The following is a 12,938-nucleotide window of genomic DNA, read 5'->3' as shown; positions in this document are numbered from 1 at the left end:
ACAGAAAAGGAGAATTCTAAACATGAATTTGTATTTTAAAAATAGAATGATGAAAGCAGGCTTGCTCAGTTTGATGGCAGGAGCCGCTGTTTTGCTTCCGATTGTAGCCAATGCAGAAAGTTATACTGTCAAGTCAGGTGATACCTTGTCCGCGATTGCTGCTTCTCATCAGACGACTGTTGACAAGATTGCGCAAAAAAACAAGATTAGCAATATCAATCTGATTAGTGTTGGTCAGGTTTTAGAACTGGACGATGATGTATATGAGCAGGTGACTGTTGAAAAATCAGATAAGGCTGAGCAATCTACTGTAAACCCAAGTTCTGGCTTGAGTACTGAGGATGCAGAGGCTAAGGAGTGGATTGCTCAAAAAGAATCCAGCGGCAGTTATACAGCGCAAAATGGGCAATACTATGGTCGCTATCAGTTGACTATCGCCTATCTAAATGGAGATTTATCACCAGAAAATCAAGAGAAGACAGCGGATGCTTATGTAGCAGGTCGCTATGGCTCATGGTCGGCTGCTAAAAATTTCTGGTTAGCAAATGGCTGGTATTAAAACTTTAGGAAAAATTATATTTACAGGGATTGGAGTTCATATTCTAGTCCCTTTTTGTAATTACGAGTAAATTCTTAGTTAGAGCACATGGTTTCTATATCAAGATGTTTACAACAATGCAAACCTACTTGACAACTTATAAAGCTCATTAGATTGAGCCAAAGGTTATTCGTTGTTCTCCTTGCTAAATCATGCTATAATAGACCTTGCTCAAGCGACCTTCAATCGTTGAAAGCACAGCACGACCTTCAATCGTGAAATAACGAAAAGATGGGAGAACACAATGAGTGATAACTCTAAGACTCGTGTCGTTGTTGGTATGAGCGGAGGTGTTGATTCATCAGTAACTGCCTTGCTCTTGAAAGAGCAAGGTTACGATGTGATTGGCATCTTCATGAAAAACTGGGACGACACAGATGAATTTGGTGTCTGCACAGCCACAGAAGACTACAAGGATGTAGCAGCTGTTGCAGACCAGATTGGCATTCCTTACTACTCTGTCAACTTTGAGAAAGAGTACTGGGATCGCGTTTTTGAATACTTCTTGGCGGAATACCGAGCTGGTAGGACTCCAAATCCAGATGTCATGTGTAACAAGGAAATCAAGTTTAAAGCCTTCCTTGACTATGCCTTGACACTGGGTGCAGATTACGTTGCAACGGGTCACTATGCTCAGGTTAAGAGAGACCAAGATGGCTTGGTTCACATGCTGCGTGGCAAGGACAACAATAAGGATCAGACCTACTTCTTAAGCCAGCTATCACAGGAACAACTTCAGAAGACTATGTTTCCTCTGGGTCATTTAGAAAAGCCAGAAGTTAGAGCGGTTGCTGAAAGAGCCGGCTTAGCCACTGCTAAGAAAAAAGACTCAACTGGTATTTGCTTCATTGGTGAGAAGAATTTTAAAGAATTTCTGAGCCAATATTTACCAGCCCAGCCTGGTCGCATGATGACAATGGATGGCCGAGATATGGGTCAGCACGCAGGACTAATGTATTATACCATTGGCCAGCGGGGCGGTCTTGGAATTGGTGGTCAGCAGGGCGGTGACAACGAACCTTGGTTTGTGGTCGGAAAAGACCTTAGCCAAAATATTCTTTATGTTGGTCAAGGATTCTATCATGACCATTTAATGTCAACCAGCCTTGACGCTAGTCAGGTTCATTTCACGAAAGAAATGCCGGAAGAATTTACTATGGAATGTACAGCTAAGTTCCGTTACCGGCAGCCAGATTCCAAGGTGACAGTTACTGTAAAGGGTGACAAGGCTATTGTCAACTTCGATCAACCACAAAGGGCCGTTACTCCAGGCCAAGCAGTCGTTTTCTATGATGGAGAAGAGTGTTTAGGTGGGGGATTGATTGACAGAGCTTATAAAAATGGTCAAGTCTTGCAGTACATTTAAGTAACTACAAGAGGAACGAGAATGTTTCAATTTTTTAAGAAAAAGACTGATGAGAAGGACAGACTTGAAACTCTTTCTGACTACAAGAAGCAGTATTTGCATGAGAAAACGACAGAATCTATAGAGGCATTATTTAAGGCATTAAAGCAATCTAAAGTTTGGGTTCCCTTCAATGCTTATCTAATGGATGAAATTGAAGGTCAAGAAGGTGTTCGCCTAAAACCCGATATTCTGCAAAAGGGAGATGATTATTTCTATCCCTGTTTCTCAAACGAGCAAGAGATTCCAAAAGAATACTATGATCGCTTTTCTTGGTTGCAACTGCCTGTCACAGATTGTTTGTTTGCAGTTGAAGGCAGAGGGAGATTTCCATTAAGAGGGATTGTTCTAGACGCATTCTCTGAATCTGTCGAGATTGATAAAGAAGCTTTTGAAGCGATTCGCCAATCTTAGTTGCTTTAGATTGACAATTTCGCTCAATTTGCTACAATAAGATAAGCAATACCTATGATGGTCAAAGCTCATGGATGTTGCAGGCTTTTTTGTCCTGCACTTCTAGAGACTTGGCCTTTTTTGGTGAAAAAATGAAGGAAAAAGAAATGACACACAATTTTACTGAAAGTTATGATGTTATCGTGATTGGAGCAGGGCATGCTGGAGTTGAGGCATCGCTTGCTGCTAGTCGAATGGGTTGTAAAGTTCTTTTGGCAACCATCAATATTGAGATGCTGGCTTTTATGCCTTGTAATCCCTCTATCGGAGGGTCTGCAAAAGGCATTGTCGTTCGTGAAGTAGATGCTTTGGGCGGAGAGATGGCCAAGAATATTGACAAGAGCTATATCCAGATGAAAATGCTCAATACTGGTAAAGGACCCGCTGTTCGGGCTCTTCGAGCGCAGGCAGATAAAGAGCTCTATTCTAAAGAAATGCGCAAGACTGTTGAAAATCAAGAAAATTTGACTTTGCGACAAACCATGATTAATGAAATCTTGGTTGAAGATGGTAAAGTAATTGGTGTTAAAACAGCGACGCAACAGGAATATGCAGCTAAAGCCGTCATTGTTACAACTGGAACAGCCTTGCGGGGAGAAATTATCATTGGTGATCTCAAGTATTCGTCAGGTCCTAATCACAGTCTGGCAGCCATTCCTTTGGCTGATAACCTGCGGGATCTAGGCTTTGAAATTGGTCGTTTTAAGACAGGAACACCTCCACGTGTTAAGGCGTCATCTATCAATTATGATGTGACCGAGATTCAGCCAGGTGATGAAAAGGCCAATCATTTTTCATACACATCTCGTGATGAAGACTATGTGAAAGATCAAGTGCCTTGCTGGTTGACTTATACCAATGCAGAAAGTCATGAAATTATCCAAAATAACCTGCACCGTGCTCCTATGTTTTCAGGTATCGTTAAGGGTGTGGGACCTCGCTATTGCCCGTCTATTGAGGATAAGATCGTCCGTTTTGCGGATAAGGAACGCCACCAGCTTTTCTTAGAGCCTGAGGGTCGTGATACAGAAGAAGTTTATGTGCAGGGGCTGTCAACCAGTCTGCCAGAAGATGTACAAAAGGACTTGGTTCACTCTATCAAAGGTTTAGAAAATGCTGAGATGATGCGGACAGGCTATGCCATTGAGTACGATATGATTATGCCTCACCAGTTGCGGGCAACCTTGGAAACCAAAAAGATTTCAGGGCTCTTTACAGCAGGTCAAACCAATGGAACTTCTGGCTATGAAGAAGCTGCAGGTCAGGGGATTATTGCTGGGATTAATGCGGCCTTGAAGATCCAAGGAAAGCCAGAGTTGATCTTGAAGCGTAGTGATGGTTACATTGGAGTCATGATTGATGATTTGGTGACCAAGGGGACTGTAGAACCTTATCGCCTCTTGACTAGCCGAGCGGAGTACCGTTTGATTCTCCGACATGACAATGCTGATATGCGTTTGACAGAGATTGGCCGAGAAATTGGTCTTGTAGATGATGAGCGCTGGGCTCGTTTCGAGATTAAAAAGAATCAATTTGACAATGAGATGAAGCGCTTGGAGTCTATCAAGTTGAAACCTGTCAAGGAAACCAATGCTAAGATAGAAGCGCTTGGCTTTAAAGCTCTGACAGATGCAGTGACAGCCAAAGAATTTATGCGGAGACCGGAAGTGTCTTATCAAGATGTGGTTCAATTCATTGGTCCAGCGGCAGAAGAATTGGATGAAAAGATTATCGAGCTAATTGAGACAGAGATTAAGTACGAAGGATATATTTCTAAAGCCCTTGATCAGGTTGAGAAGATGAAACGTATGGAAGAAAAGCGGATTCCAGCTAATATTGACTGGGATGATATTGACTCCATTGCGACAGAAGCGCGGCAGAAGTTTAAGAAAATCAATCCAGAAACGATTGGTCAGGCAAGTCGTATTTCGGGTGTCAATCCAGCAGATATTTCTATTTTGATGGTTTACTTAGAAGGCAAGTCTAGAAGCATTTCTAAAAACAAAGCAAAATCATAGCATATTAACGTACTATCTTACTGATAGTACGTTTTTATATAATTTACAGAATTGTAAATATCTGTTTACAAAAAATCTCTTTTATATAGAGAAATATTTACAAATACTGTCAATTTTTTGTTTAATAAAATTTACAAGATTTACACATCTTGTAAATTGATTGTGAATATTTGTTTAAGAATAGATCTAGGATTTGAGTCTTTCTTGCTTTACAAGTATCCAAGGACAGTGAAAACTCGCTTTTTTTAAGAAAATATGGTAAAATGGCGCAATAAGAGGTTTTTTAATGAAAAGAATTCGTTTTTCCCCGAGCCACTTTGCGATAGTGGGGTTTACTTCCTTTATCATATTAGCTATTTGTCTACGCCTTTTTGGTGATAGTTTGCCTATGCTGGTGTCTCTTTTCATAGTGCTGGTGCTCTTGGTTTGGCTATTTATACAGCAGCAAAGAGTGACCGAATTGGACGAGCTTGAGCAGATTCGCTATGTCAATCATCAAGCAGAGGGAAGTTTAGCTTCTTTGCTGGATAAGATGCCAGTTGGTGTGATTAAAATCAATGAAAATAGTGGAGATGTGGACTGGTTCAATCCTTATGCTGAATTGATTTTTACAACGGATGATGGGGAGCTAAATAGTGATCTCCTTCAGGAAATTATCCAGCTTGCTGCTTCGAAATCGGGTAGCTACGCAACAGTAGGAGACAATCAATATTCTGTTTATTTTGATTCAGCTTCCAGTGTCCTGTACTTTTTTGATGCATCAAGTGAGTATGAAGCAACAGTTGGGCTCGTTACGACGCGACCAGTTATCGGTGTTGTCTCAGTTGATAATTATGATGATTTGGAAGATGCTGTATCAGATTCAGATATCAGTCATATCAATAGTTTTGTAGCTAACTTTGTAGCAGAGTTTTCTGAGCAATTTCATATGTTCTACCGTCGGGTGGGAATGGATCGTTATTATCTTTTCACGGATTATACGGTTTTGGAACAACTGATGGATAGTAAATTTTCGATCATTGATCAATTTCGGACAGAAGCCAAGAATCGAAAACTTCCTCTGACGCTTAGTATGGGCTTTTCTTATGGGGATGGTAAGCATGATGAAATTGGTAAGATTGCCCTCCTTAATCTTAACCTAGCTGAGGTCCGAGGTGGTGACCAAGCGGTTGTCAAAGAGAATGACGAGAACAAGAATCCAGTTTACTTTGGTGGTGGAACGGCTGCATCTGTCAAACGTACACGCACGCGTACGAGGGCTATGATGGCAGCTATTTCAGATAAAATCAAGAGTGTAGATCAGGTTTTCGTGGTTGGTCATCGCAATCTTGATTTGGACGCCTTAGGCTCCGCAGTGGGTATGCAGCTTTTTGCTAGCAATATCATTGAGAAATCCTATGTTGTGTATGATGACCAACAGATGGGTTCAGATATCTATCGCTCTATTCAAAAATTGACGTCAGAAGGCGCTGATTATCTTTTGCCGATATCGGAAGCTGTAAACCGAGTGACCAGTCGTTCGCTCTTGATAATGGTGGACCACTCGAAGTTGGCCTTAACGCTTTCAAGAGAATTATTTGATCGATTTAGTCAGACGATTGTGGTGGATCATCACCGTCGTGATGAGGATTTTCCTGAAAATGCAGTCATTGCCTATATCGAAAGTGGAGCTAGCAGTGCCAGCGAATTGGTAACGGAGTTGATTCAGTTTCAAAATTCCAAGAAGAATCGCCTGAATAAAATTCAAGCCAGTTTACTCATGGCTGGGATTATGCTAGACACCAAGAATTTTACCTCCAGAGTAACGAGTCGAACCTTTGATGTAGCCAGTTATTTGCGGGCTCGGGGTAGTGATAGTGTAGTCATTCAGGATATTTCTTCGACGAATTTTGAAGAGTATCGAGCAGTCAATGAGCTGATTTTGACAGGTAAGAAGCTTTTGCCAAATGTGATTGTAGCAGCGGGTGTTGAAAATGCCAGCTACGATACAGTCGTCATTAGTAAGGCAGCTGACACCATGCTTGCCATGTCGGGCATTGAAGCAACATTTGTGGTCAGCAGGAATACTGAGGGTTACGTATCCATTTCAGCTCGTAGTCGCAGTAAGATCAATGTTCAGCGGATTATGGAGAAAATGGGTGGTGGCGGCCACTTTAATCTAGCAGCAGCGCAAGTTAGCGATCAAACGGTTGCTGAAGTCACTCAACGTCTAAATCAAGTGATTATGGATCAAGTGATGGATAATGAGGAATCAATAGAAAAGGAGAAATAAAATGAAAGTTATTTTTTTAGAGGATGTAAAAGGAAAAGGGAAAAAGGGGAAATCAAGGAAGTACCTACTGGCTATGCTCAAAATTTCCTGATTAAGAAAAATCTGGCTAAGGAAGCCAATGCACAAGCTATCGGTGAGCTGAGAGGAAAGCAAAAATCTCAGGAAAAGGCTCATGCAGAGATGGTGGCAGAAGCACAAGCCATTAAAGCTAAGTTGGAAGAAGAAGCAACGGTTGTTGCTTTTACAGAGAAGGTCGGCCCAGACGGACGGACTTTCGGTTCGATTACTAATAAAAAAATTGCTGATGAACTACAAAAGCAATTTGGTTTAAAAATTGACAAACGGAATATCAAGGTTGATTCTCCCATTCGTTCGATTGGTTTGATTGATGTTCCTGTAAAGATTTACCAAGATGTGACAAGTGTGATTCGCCTGCGGGTTACGGAAGGGTAAAAAGAATTAAAGGAAGGATTCACCTATGGCAGAGATTGATGAGTTGCGAGCTCAGCCTCAAGATATTTTAGCAGAACAGTCTGTACTAGGGGCCATTTTCATCGATGAGAGCAAACTGGTCTTTGTCCGTGAATATATTGAGCCTGGGGATTTCTTTAAATATGCCCATCGGCTGATTTTTAAGGCCATGATTGACTTGGCGGATCGTGGGGATGCTATCGATGCGACCACCGTTCGCAATATTTTGGATAGCCAAGGAGACTTGCAGAATATTGGTGGTTTGAGCTATCTGGTGGAGGTCGTTAATTCTGTGCCGACTTCTGCCAATGCAGAGTACTATGCCAAGATCGTTTCTGAAAAAGCAATCTTACGCCGCCTGATTTCACGCTTGACAGAATCCATCAACCAAGCCTATGACGGTGAGAGACCATCAGAGGAAATCATTGCAGGAGCAGAAAAGGCTCTGATTGATGTCAGTGAAACGGCCAGCCGCAGTGGGTTTAAAAATATTCAAGATATTCTAAATCTTAACTTTGCTAATCTAGAAGCCCGTTCTCAGCAAACCACTGATATTACAGGGATTGCGACGGGTTACCGTGAGCTGGATAAGATGACGACTGGTTTGCACGAAGAAGAGTTAATCATCCTAGCTGCTCGTCCTGCGGTCGGAAAGACGGCCTTTGCCCTCAATATCGCCCAGAATATCGGGACCAAGCTGGATAAGACAGTGGCTATCTTCTCCCTAGAAATGGGGGCAGAGAGTCTTGTGGATCGGATGCTGGCCTCAGAGGGAGTGATTAATTCTCACTCTATCCGTACGGGGCAACTGACAGATGAAGAGTGGCAGAAATATACCATTGCGACAGCGAATCTGGCCAATGCTAGTATCTATATTGATGACACACCAGGGATTCGGATTACGGAGATTCGTTCGCGAGCTCGTAAGCTATCTCAAGAGACGGGCAATCTTGGCCTGATTTTGATTGACTACCTGCAATTGATTACAGGAACGGGTCGCGAAAACCGTCAACAGGAAGTTTCAGAAATTTCCCGCCAGCTTAAGATTTTAGCGAAGGAGCTCAAGGTGCCTGTCATTGCGCTGAGTCAGCTCTCGCGTGGCGTGGAGCAACGGCAGGACAAACGTCCAGTACTATCAGATATTCGGGAGTCTGGGTCTATCGAGCAGGATGCGGATATCGTAGCCTTTCTTTACCGGGATGACTATTATGAACGGGCCGGTGAGGAAGAGGAAGGCATTCCTAATAACAAGGTCGAAGTCATTATTGAGAAAAACCGGAGCGGAGCGCGTGGTACGGTTGAGCTAATTTTCCAAAAAGAATATAATAAATTTTCAAGTATTTCTAAAAGAGAGGATGTATAGTATGAGTGATGCATTTACAGATGTAGCAAAAATGAAGAAAATCAAGGAGGACATCAAGGCTCACGAGGGGCAGATGGTGGAGATGACCTTGGAAAATGGCCGTAAGCGCCAAAAAAGTAAACAAGGTCGTTTGATTGAAGTTTATCCTTCTCTCTTTATCGTTGAGTATGAAAATGAAGGGGGACAGCCGGGTGAAATTGCCAACACCTATGTGGAGTCCTATACTTACTCAGATATTTTGACAGAGAAAAATTTAATTCGCTATTTTGACTAAGAATAATAGGTGATTCCAGAACTTTGTATTGCTTCCTAGAGTTGGGTAAACCCAGACTTTGAGGAACAGTTCATTTCTGGGATTTTTCTTAACCTAAATATGCTATACCAAGGATGGTAAAGACCATCCGAAATAGCGGATTTGCAATAGCATGAGCTAGAACTTACGAAAGCTCCTACATATAGAGAAAGGGCTGGTGAAAGAAATGATAAGAAATTTAGTTTTTGACTTAGGAAATGTCTTGATTGAATGGAATTCTGAGAAAATTTTGACCACTTTCGAACCTGAGAAAGAGCGTCGACAGATTCTTAGACAGGCTATTTTTGATTCGGGTGTCTGGCATCAAACAGACAAGGGAGAGTTGAGCTTGAAAGAAGCCTGTGACGAAGTGCTAGCTCAGCTGGATGACTCCTACCATCCTGCTGTTCAGAATATCTTCTACAATTGGTATGAGGTTGTAGAGGTTTACAGTGGTTTACAGGAAAAGATTCGACTATGGGCTAATCAAGGTTATCGCATTTACATCCTGTCAACTACTTGCGAGATTTTTTACCGTATTGAAAAAGCTGGTTTGCTGCCCATCTTTCCACTGTTGTCAGGCTATATCCTCTCCTCAGAAGTCGGGGTTGTCAAGCCAGAGCTAGAGATTTATCAAAAGCTACTAAAAAAGTATAGTCTTGATCCGACAGAGTCAGTCTTTATTGATGACATTCAAGCTAACTTGGATACGGCAGCTGAACTGGGTTTTGAAACCATCTTATCCACAAGTGAGTCAGAGAATATCAGGGCTATGGAGTCTTTGTTGGCTGCGAAAGGAGAGTTTGCCTGATTGATGATCGTTTGATTCACTTGTAGTTGAAAAGTAGTGAGTCCAAGCTCCAATCTTGACATTTGCTGATGATTGCGTTATCATAATCCTATATATGGGAGTCTGTGTACAGTCTGAGAGGAAGTGTAAGCTTCGACCGCACCTGATCTGGGTAATGCCAGCGTAGGGAATTGTATTTGTAAAGACCTTGTGGTTTTGCTAAAATGGTGAATTATTCACCAATCTTTAGTTTACTGATGCATGCAACACCTTTTCCATATTGGAAAAGGTGTTTTTGTATGGAAAGCAAGGTGTTTATAAAGGGAGCTCGCTGTCTTTTTGTTTAAAAACCAAGTTATTTTCTTGTGAATTTTAATCCTATCTGTATACATTATTCTCAGATGAAGCATGAAAGTAAGGAGGTGAAGAGATGAGAGCCAGTATTGCTTTACAAATTCTTCCTTTGTCACATGATGTGAATCGTTTGGCAGTCATAGATGAAGTAATTGAGTTTTTGCAAAAACAGCCAGTGAAGATGGTCGTGACGCCTTTTGAGACCGTTCTAGAAGGGGAATGGGAGACTTTATTTCCTATTCTGCAGCAGGCGATTGAGCTTGCAGGCACTCAGGCAGACAATGTTTTTGCTAATGTGAAAATAAACTATGGAAAGATTTTAAGTATTGATGAAAAACTTGAAAAATATCCTGCGGCAGCAGATTAGCCTTTTGGGTATGCTGGGAATCCTTGTCATCTGGCAGGTCATGGGCTGTCTCAAGCTCTTGCCCAAGTTTATCCTGCCGACACCTCTGGAAATCGGTCAGGCCTTTATCAGAGATGCCGGATTTCTAGCAAGTCATAGCTGGGCCACCTTAAAAGTAGCCTTGCTGGGGTTAGCCTTGGGTGTCATCTTGGCCTGTATACTAGCTGTACTCATGGACAGCATGAGCTGGCTCAATGATCTGATCTACCCCATGATGGTCGTGGTGCAGACGATTCCGACCATTGCTTTGGCGCCAATCTTGGTTCTCTGGCTGGGTTATGGGATTTTGCCTAAAATTGTGCTGATTATTTTGACGACTACTTTTCCGATTATCGTCAGTATTCTGGATGGTTTTCGGCATTGTGATAGGGATACTCTGACGCTCTTTGAGCTTATGCAGGCCAATCGCTGGCAGATTCTCTGGCATTTTAAGATTCCAGCTAGTTTGCCTTATTTCTATGCGGGCTTGCGCGTCAGTGTTTCCTACGCCTTTATCACGACCGTAGTTTCTGAATGGCTGGGTGGTTTCGAAGGCTTGGGTGTTTATATGATTCAGTCCAAGAAACTTTTCCAGTACGATACTATGTTTGCTATTATCATATTGGTTTCGGTTATCAGCCTTCTGGGGATGAAGCTGGTGGCTGTCAGTGAAAAATATGTCATTAAATGGAAATAAGAGCTAAGCTCAGCTATTTTCCAAAAAAGAAAAGAGGATTATAATGAAAAAAACTTATAAAATGTTGTTGGCAGGTTTGGCTGCCGTGTCTATCTTCGGCTTAGCGGCTTGCAGCAAGTCAGGCTCAGAGTCTGCTAGTAAGGATAAAAAGATTGATTTTATCCTAGACTGGTCACCTAACACCAACCATACCGGCCTCTATGTGGCTCAAGAAAAGGGCTATTTCAAGGAAGCGGGCGTGGATGTGGATATCAAGTTACCGCCTGAAGATAGCAGTTCAGATTTGATTATCAACGGCAAGGCACCTTTTGGTATCTATTTCCAGGACTCCATGGCTAAAAAACTGGATAAGGGCGCAGAAATCACAGCTGTCGCGGCTATTGTAGAGCATAATACTTCGGGCATTATTTCAAAGAAGTCTGCAGGGATTACAGGGCCTAAGGATCTGGCTGGCAAGAAATACGGCACCTGGAATGATCCGGTGGAGCTGGGCATGCTCAAAACCTTGGTAGAAAGTCAAGGCGGCCAGTTTGATGAGGTAGAAAAGGTTCCTAACAACGATTCTAACTCTATTACGCCGATTGAAAATGGCTTGTTTGATGCGGCCTGGATTTATCATGGCTGGGATGGCATCATGGCTCAGACTCAGGGCATGGATACAAATTTCTTTTATATGAAGGACTATGTCAAGGAGTTTGACTATTATTCTCCAGTCATCATTGCCAATAATGACTATCTGAAGAAGAATCCAGAAGATGCGAAAAAGGTTCTTCAAGCCATCAAGAAGGGCTATCAATATGCCATGGAGCACCCTGAAGAAGCGGCAGATATTTTAATCAAGCATGCTCCGGAGCTGAAAAGCAAGCGTGATTTTGTCTTGGCTTCCCAAAAATATTTGTCCGAGCAATATGCATCAGATAAGGACAAGTGGGGTCAGTTTGAGGCTAGCCGCTGGAATGCCTTTTACAAATGGACCAAGGACAATGGCATCGTGAACAATGACTTGAGTGACAAGGGATTTAGCAACGATTATATAAAATAATGACAGAAATTAAACTTGAAAATGTAAGCTATGCTTATGATGAGCAGCAGATTTTGAAAGATATCAGCCTAGAGGTAGAAGCTGGACAAGTAGTGGCAATCTTGGGCCCTAGTGGAGTCGGGAAATCGACCCTCTTTAATCTGATTGCTGGGATTTTGGAAGTCCAGTCGGGCAGGATTGTCCTAGATGGGCAGGAAAATCCCAAGGGCCGGGTGAGTTATATGCTGCAGAAGGACTTGCTGCTGGAGCACAAGACGGTGCTGGGCAATGTCATCTTGCCCCTCTTAATCCGAAAGGTATCCAAAAAGGAAGCGACGGAGCAGGCAAGTCAGATTTTGAAGGAGTTCAGCCTCTTTGATGTGGTAGACAAGTATCCACATGAGCTGAGCGGGGGGATGCGGCAGCGCGTGGCTCTGCTGCGGACCTATATGTTCGGTCACAAGCTATTTCTTCTGGACGAGGCCTTTAGTGCCTTGGATGAGCTGACCAAGATGGAGCTGCATGCTTGGTATCTGGATATTCATCTCAGGCTGGGTCTGACGACTCTTCTCATTACTCATAGCATTGAGGAAGCTCTGGCTCTCAGCGACCGTATCTATATTCTGAAAAATCGGCCTGGACAAATCATAGCAGATCTCCAACTGACTTGGTCAGACAGTGAGGATAAAGAACTACAGAAGCTACGATACAAGCAGGAGATTTTGAAGCTTTTGGGGCTGTAAGCTGCCTTGTTTTCTAAAAATGACTTTAATCAAGCCTCTAGGCTTGATTTTTTGTAGAACAGTCTTTACTTTTGAC

At 42.5% G+C, this 12,938-nt stretch carries 12 protein-coding genes and 1 pseudogene; all 13 read left to right on the top strand.

Annotated elements, in window-relative coordinates; genetic code table 11:
* Positions 1–22 precede the first annotated feature (22 nt).
* Positions 23–559 carry an aggregation-promoting factor gene (apf, locus tag HMPREF9960_RS03245; protein ID WP_005591401.1) on the top strand — a complete coding sequence of 179 codons (537 nt, stop codon included), beginning with the start codon at positions 23–25 and terminating at the stop codon, positions 557–559.
* Positions 560–818: 259 nt separating this feature from the next.
* A complete protein-coding gene (gene mnmA / locus HMPREF9960_RS03240; RefSeq protein WP_255209853.1) occupies positions 819–1,964 on the top strand; it encodes a tRNA 2-thiouridine(34) synthase MnmA in 1,146 nt (381 codons plus the stop codon).
* A gap of 21 nt (positions 1,965–1,985) precedes the next feature.
* Complete coding sequence (locus HMPREF9960_RS03235; protein WP_005591403.1) at positions 1,986–2,417, top strand: SseB family protein; 432 nt, start codon at positions 1,986–1,988, stop codon at positions 2,415–2,417.
* 146 nt (positions 2,418–2,563) lie between these two features.
* Positions 2,564–4,474, top strand: a complete 1,911-nt coding sequence (mnmG, locus tag HMPREF9960_RS03230; RefSeq protein ID WP_037586116.1) for a tRNA uridine-5-carboxymethylaminomethyl(34) synthesis enzyme MnmG — start codon at positions 2,564–2,566, stop codon at positions 4,472–4,474.
* A 286-nt stretch (positions 4,475–4,760) separates the two neighbouring features.
* Entirely contained in the window at positions 4,761–6,746 is a 1,986-nt protein-coding gene (locus HMPREF9960_RS03220; protein WP_174263562.1) for a DHH family phosphoesterase, read from the top strand.
* 1 nt (position 6,747) lies between these two features.
* Positions 6,748–7,199 (top strand): annotated as a pseudogene (gene rplI, locus HMPREF9960_RS03215) (50S ribosomal protein L9).
* A 25-nt stretch (positions 7,200–7,224) separates the two neighbouring features.
* Entirely contained in the window at positions 7,225–8,580 is a 1,356-nt protein-coding gene (gene dnaB / locus HMPREF9960_RS03210) for a replicative DNA helicase (RefSeq protein ID WP_005592121.1), read from the top strand.
* A 1-nt stretch (position 8,581) separates the two neighbouring features.
* The gene (locus tag HMPREF9960_RS03205) at positions 8,582–8,854 is read left to right on the top strand and encodes a Veg family protein (protein WP_005592064.1); all 273 of its coding nucleotides are present in this window, start codon (positions 8,582–8,584) and stop codon (positions 8,852–8,854) included.
* A 205-nt stretch (positions 8,855–9,059) separates the two neighbouring features.
* Positions 9,060–9,683 carry an HAD family hydrolase gene (locus HMPREF9960_RS03200; RefSeq protein ID WP_037586099.1) on the top strand — a complete coding sequence of 208 codons (624 nt, stop codon included), beginning with the start codon at positions 9,060–9,062 and terminating at the stop codon, positions 9,681–9,683.
* Positions 9,684–10,092: 409 nt separating this feature from the next.
* Positions 10,093–10,383: a thiamine-binding protein gene (locus HMPREF9960_RS03195; RefSeq protein ID WP_005591413.1), complete on the top strand. Its 291-nt coding sequence runs from the start codon at positions 10,093–10,095 to the stop codon at positions 10,381–10,383.
* A complete protein-coding gene (locus HMPREF9960_RS03190) occupies positions 10,346–11,098 on the top strand; it encodes an ABC transporter permease (protein WP_005591414.1) in 753 nt (250 codons plus the stop codon). Before HMPREF9960_RS03195 ends, HMPREF9960_RS03190 begins: the two co-directional genes overlap by 38 nt.
* A gap of 43 nt (positions 11,099–11,141) precedes the next feature.
* Positions 11,142–12,140 (top strand): ABC transporter substrate-binding protein, encoded by a 999-nt coding sequence (locus tag HMPREF9960_RS03185; protein ID WP_005591415.1) that lies wholly within the window; start codon positions 11,142–11,144, stop codon positions 12,138–12,140.
* Entirely contained in the window at positions 12,140–12,862 is a 723-nt protein-coding gene (locus tag HMPREF9960_RS03180) for an ABC transporter ATP-binding protein (protein WP_005591416.1), read from the top strand. Before HMPREF9960_RS03185 ends, HMPREF9960_RS03180 begins: the two co-directional genes overlap by 1 nt.
* The last annotated feature ends 76 nt before the right edge of the window (positions 12,863–12,938 follow it).

It is taken from the genome of Streptococcus cristatus ATCC 51100 (genome assembly GCF_000222765.1).
In the GTDB taxonomy this organism is placed as follows: Bacteria; Bacillota; Bacilli; order Lactobacillales; family Streptococcaceae; genus Streptococcus; species Streptococcus cristatus.
This window is presented reverse-complemented; position numbering and strand designations above follow the sequence as displayed.

Bases quoted from the DNA above. Each gene is read 5' to 3' on its own strand.
- dnaB (WP_005592121.1), top strand. From the start codon at position 7,225: ATGGCAGAGATTGATGAGTTGCGAGCTCAGCCTCAAGATATTTTAGCA.
- HMPREF9960_RS03235 (WP_005591403.1), top strand. From the start codon at position 1,986: ATGTTTCAATTTTTTAAGAAAAAGACTGATGAGAAGGACAGACTTGAA.
- HMPREF9960_RS03200 (WP_037586099.1), top strand. From the start codon at position 9,060: ATGATAAGAAATTTAGTTTTTGACTTAGGAAATGTCTTGATTGAATGG.
- HMPREF9960_RS03185 (WP_005591415.1), top strand. From the start codon at position 11,142: ATGAAAAAAACTTATAAAATGTTGTTGGCAGGTTTGGCTGCCGTGTCT.
- HMPREF9960_RS03180 (WP_005591416.1), top strand. From the start codon at position 12,140: ATGACAGAAATTAAACTTGAAAATGTAAGCTATGCTTATGATGAGCAG.
- apf (WP_005591401.1), top strand. From the start codon at position 23: ATGAATTTGTATTTTAAAAATAGAATGATGAAAGCAGGCTTGCTCAGT.
- HMPREF9960_RS03195 (WP_005591413.1), top strand. From the start codon at position 10,093: ATGAGAGCCAGTATTGCTTTACAAATTCTTCCTTTGTCACATGATGTG.
- HMPREF9960_RS03205 (WP_005592064.1), top strand. From the start codon at position 8,582: ATGAGTGATGCATTTACAGATGTAGCAAAAATGAAGAAAATCAAGGAG.
- HMPREF9960_RS03190 (WP_005591414.1), top strand. From the start codon at position 10,346: ATGAAAAACTTGAAAAATATCCTGCGGCAGCAGATTAGCCTTTTGGGT.
- mnmG (WP_037586116.1), top strand. From the start codon at position 2,564: ATGACACACAATTTTACTGAAAGTTATGATGTTATCGTGATTGGAGCA.
- HMPREF9960_RS03220 (WP_174263562.1), top strand. From the start codon at position 4,761: ATGAAAAGAATTCGTTTTTCCCCGAGCCACTTTGCGATAGTGGGGTTT.